Origin of the sequence: Petralouisia muris, assembly GCF_004793545.1 — a bacterium.
Lineage (GTDB): Bacteria > Bacillota > Clostridia > Lachnospirales > Lachnospiraceae > Petralouisia > Petralouisia muris.
The window spans coordinates 1-4,135 of sequence record NZ_SRYA01000162.1 but is presented as its reverse complement, the minus strand read 5'-3'; the positions used below and the strand labels follow the sequence as shown (position 1 = coordinate 4,135).

Genomic DNA, 4,135 nt, shown 5'->3' with positions numbered 1-4,135 from the left:
GTTCGGTAAACTCTTGTTCTTTTTCTCTCCTCAAAAATCGCAATTTCCTATAAAGTGAAAAAAAGACTGAAAAATGCCTCCCCAGCATTTTCTGTCCTTTTTGTAAACTTACGTTATACCTTTAATTGACCACCTGAAAGGCATGTCATGCGATATGCCCTTTGGGCATAATCAAACCTCCGCTCCTAAAATGATTCCAAATATTTCTGAAGCCTATCCGCAAACTGTCCAATATGTATCCCATCCACAAAAGAATGATGAGTCTGGACAGATACAGGCATGACAATCTTACCGTCCTTCTCATAATACTTCCCCCAGTCAAACAAGGGCATCGCATTATCCTTTTTTCCGGAATTGGTATGTGAGATATGCGTATAGGTAATCCAGGGCATAGGCGAACACTGGAACACATCATTTCCAAGGGGCCTGTAAAATATTCCTTCTGCTCCCTTGCAATCCTCCCCGCCGTCTCCACATATTCCTGAATACTGCCCCGAAGCGGCACATTGACCACTTTGAACAGCCCCGTATCCTGATTCAGATAAGTAAACGCAGTATCAATATGCTCAAAAAGAACCACCTTCCCATCCAGGAAACGATACCGGAACGCTTCAATCTCATTGGCGCATTTACATACCGCATACACAAACGCAAGCGTAAAAGAGAGGTTCTGCGCTTTCACCTTCCGCCGGAAATTTGTGATATCCGCCTCAAAAGTCTCTTCCGACGGATTCAGCACACACATCCACCCCATCTACGCATAGACCGGATGGGGTAAAAAACAGTCAGCCGCAGAAAAATCATAATCCATTTCCACAACCCCGCCTGCCCCGGACGTTTTGGCACAGCCCCGAACAGCTTCACAAACGTATCCTTACGGACACCCAGGTTCACCCGGTAAACCCCCGGCCTGTCCAGCTTAGAGCCTTTATCATTATCCCCGTCCTTCTCCTTGACCGTCAATATGTACACGCCCCTTTTCAGCACACGTCAGGGATTATAAAAAATCCCCTTTTCTCCCCAACTCTCCACAAGGACGCTCCCCTCCAGATTCTCCAGGCAATACTTCAATATCTCATCCGGTTTCATATCCCACCCCTATACTTTCCAGATTCTTTTTATAAATCTCCAATTCATAAATTTTCCCACTGCGCTGGTCTGTCCTCCGCTCCGAATGGTGATAAGTCAATCCACAGGATAAGGCCAGTGCCCTTGAAGCAAGATTCCCTGTCCGTGTAGAATAATAAAATTCCTGCCCGTCTAAAGAAATACAGTATTCCATCAATAAACGCAGTATCTGTTTCCCATATCCCCTTCCCACATACTCCGGGCCCAAGGCAATACCAGTCTCATGATAAATATGCGGCTCTGTTTCCTCCACTCCGGCAAAACCAATGGCCTGCCCGCTGCCCCTCTCATAGACCAGCCACGCGTCATGGTTTTCCTGCCATGCGATCGTCCTCTGTATTCTCTCCCTGGCCCCATCCTCATCAGCCGTCACTTTCCATACCATATATTCTGCTGTTTCCGGCCTTGACCAGACATTCCGGTATATCGATCTCCAATCCTCATATTTTGCCTTTCCAAGAATAATATCTTCTGTCTCCATCCTTCCTTCATCCCTCATAAACACCCCCATCACAGCCAGACCGCCCAGTCTCCGTAATCAAAAGTCCCGCTCCCATGACGCAGTTTCCCGCTTTCCTTCAATCCCTGGAAAGCATCTCTCATACGGCCGATGATCTCCGGCTGGATATCCAGGGAATGGTGCGCCGGAAACACCCTTTCCACAGGAAGCAGCGCCATCTTTTCCAGTGAGGAAAGATAAGCTTCTGGATCTGTAGATGGATAATATGCAAACAAAGTATCCTTGTAGATCAGATCCCCTGTAAAAAGATATCCACGCTCCGGTTCCCAAAAGCACATATGCCCCGGTGAATGTCCCGGTGTATGAAACGCCTTTATCATCCTCCCACCAATGTCAATCTCTTCCCCACCGTGCAGAACCACGGACGGCCTCCCCTGGAACATCTCATAGCTGCCCACATCATAACCTTCCGGCAGTTCACAACGGTCAACTACCATGCCCCTGACCGTTTCCATAGACAAAGGGAACCCGCCCGACAGCCACCCCAGTTCCTCTTCATGGGCATAGAAATCCGGAAAATATTTATGCCCTCCGATATGGTCCCAATGAATATGCGTGGCAACAGCCGTAACCGGCTGGTCTGTCAGCTTCACCACCTTGTCATAAATATTACAGATCCCAAGCCCCGTATCGATCAGCAGGCTCCGCCCGGAACCATTCAGCAGATAACAATGTGTTTCCTCCCAATGCCGGTATTCGCTAATGATATAAGTATCCTCATCTATCCTGTCAACAGTAAACCATTTATCCATTTGTTCCCTCCTGAAAGCCTTTATCCCTTTCCATCTGCCGCCTTTTCCATTGTATGGTAACAGAGATAGTCCCCGCCCCCTGTCTCAATTTTCTCATAGGTTTTTATCCGGTATCCCCGTTTCAAATACATACTTTCCGCCGGAAAAGACGCATCAATATGTGCTGCATGATATTTCCTGAAAACCATATCTTCCAGGAAATCCATCAGCCTGTTTCCATAACCCTTTGCCTGGTATTCCGGTAAGATAAACAGCCTGCAGATCTCATTCCCCCGGATACTCCCGGTTCCTACAATTTCTCCCTGCACCACCGCAAAATAGATATCTTCCCTGGCAAGCGCTTCCCTTATCCTCCGTTCGTTATGCAGATCCAGAAAAAACTGTACCGCCCCGGAAGGATAATAATGAGGATAGACGGCCCTTATTGTCTTCTCCACGATCTCCGCAACCTTTACCGGACATTCCGCCCGCTTTAGCTGCATATCAAAATCTTTATCCCGCATCTGCCCGCCTCCCGTTTTTCAAATTCTTTGCCATACACAATGATTCCGGCATATCCTCATACGGACCATAATTCGGGATCACCTGAAAACCCAGCTTTTTATATACGGCACAGGATTCAGCCAATAACTCCCCGGTTTCAAGAACCATTTTCTTATATCCCAGTTCTATGGCCCATTCCATCAAAAGGGCGACAAGCCTGCTCCCTATGCCCCGTCCCTGATATTCCGTATGTACAAACACTCGTTTCAATTCTATCGTTTCATCATCATATCTTCTGATGGCTCCGCCGCCAATTACCCGCTTCCCTTCATACACAACGATTGCTTCCTTAATTTCATCCAACTGGTTATATTTTTTGTATTTGTCTCTTTCTATCTTTTTCCCGACACGTCTGTCCAGATCCATATCAAGAAACCTGCAGTTTTCTATAAAATCTTTATTTTTGCCATCTGTTCTTTGAAATTTCATAATAATCCCTCCGGAAATTGAAATCCTAAAACTCGTACCTTGTCCCATGTGAAAGCAAAAGCCCATCTGTCAATTCCACACATAAAATGACCGTGTTCTCATCCTCAAGATTAGTATGCCCGTTATCAATCCATTCAGAGAACACTTCTTTCAGCCTCTTTGCAATCCTATGGTTTTCTTCCTTTCCAAAATAACCTAAATTTATCCCCTTGCCATGTGCGGTAAACCACTCACCGGCTATTGCAATCACAGGATTGTTTTCTAAATGTTTTATTTTATTTGAAAGTGCATAGGTAATAACATAAAACGCTCCATTCTCATAATAGGCATTTACATACCGTACATAAGGAACTCCCTTTTCTACTGTTGCCAGCGCAATCACCATATCTTTTCCAAATCGCTCTGTCATTATTTTTTCAGCTTCTTCACACATTTTTTTCATACACATCATCTCATTTACTGTTTCCAGGCCGGAAGACCAGAATTTATATTTCCTCTTTCAACAGAGAATACATTTTCATATCGATCACTTTCCCGTTTTTTACCGCACTATTTCTTAACATCCCCTCATACTGAAAACCTGCTTTTTCCAGGACACGACAAGATGCCGTATTAAACGCAAATGGCTCTGCATAAATGCGGAGAATATCACTTTTCTCAAAAACATATTCGCAGACCTGTTTTACAGCCTCTGTCATGATTCCTTTTCCCTAGTATAACCCATTTTAAATAATCAATTGTTAAGTTGTTCCGTTTTTGCGCA

At 45.2% G+C, this 4,135-nt stretch carries 7 protein-coding genes and 1 pseudogene; all 8 read right to left on the bottom strand.

Annotation, left to right across the window (positions count from 1 at the left end):
• Window positions 1-185: 185 nt before the first annotated feature.
• A pseudogene (locus E5329_RS32425) lies at window positions 186-718 on the bottom strand (CatA-like O-acetyltransferase); the annotation flags it as partial.
• 14 nt (window positions 719-732) lie between these two features.
• Complete coding sequence (locus E5329_RS31365) at window positions 733-963, bottom strand: DUF6194 family protein (protein WP_275443863.1); 231 nt, start codon at window positions 961-963, stop codon at window positions 733-735.
• A gap of 112 nt (window positions 964-1,075) precedes the next feature.
• Entirely contained in the window at window positions 1,076-1,627 is a 552-nt protein-coding gene (locus E5329_RS28495; protein ID WP_275443861.1) for a GNAT family N-acetyltransferase, read from the bottom strand.
• An 11-nt stretch (window positions 1,628-1,638) separates the two neighbouring features.
• Window positions 1,639-2,400, bottom strand: a complete 762-nt coding sequence (locus E5329_RS28490) for an MBL fold metallo-hydrolase (RefSeq protein WP_135992491.1) — start codon at window positions 2,398-2,400, stop codon at window positions 1,639-1,641.
• A gap of 20 nt (window positions 2,401-2,420) precedes the next feature.
• Window positions 2,421-2,903, bottom strand: coding sequence for a GNAT family N-acetyltransferase (locus E5329_RS28485; RefSeq protein ID WP_275443859.1), 483 nt, complete (start codon window positions 2,901-2,903; stop codon window positions 2,421-2,423).
• Window positions 2,893-3,372, bottom strand: coding sequence for a GNAT family N-acetyltransferase (locus E5329_RS28480; protein ID WP_275443858.1), 480 nt, complete (start codon window positions 3,370-3,372; stop codon window positions 2,893-2,895). The genes E5329_RS28485 and E5329_RS28480 overlap by 11 nt, the downstream gene beginning before the upstream one ends.
• A 25-nt stretch (window positions 3,373-3,397) precedes the next feature.
• Window positions 3,398-3,814: a pyridoxamine 5'-phosphate oxidase family protein gene (locus E5329_RS28475; protein WP_135992489.1), complete on the bottom strand. Its 417-nt coding sequence runs from the start codon at window positions 3,812-3,814 to the stop codon at window positions 3,398-3,400.
• Window positions 3,815-3,857: 43 nt separating this feature from the next.
• Window positions 3,858-4,070 carry a GNAT family protein gene (locus E5329_RS28470; protein WP_330572420.1) on the bottom strand — a complete coding sequence of 71 codons (213 nt, stop codon included), beginning with the start codon at window positions 4,068-4,070 and terminating at the stop codon, window positions 3,858-3,860.
• Between the last annotated feature and the right edge of the window lie 65 nt (window positions 4,071-4,135).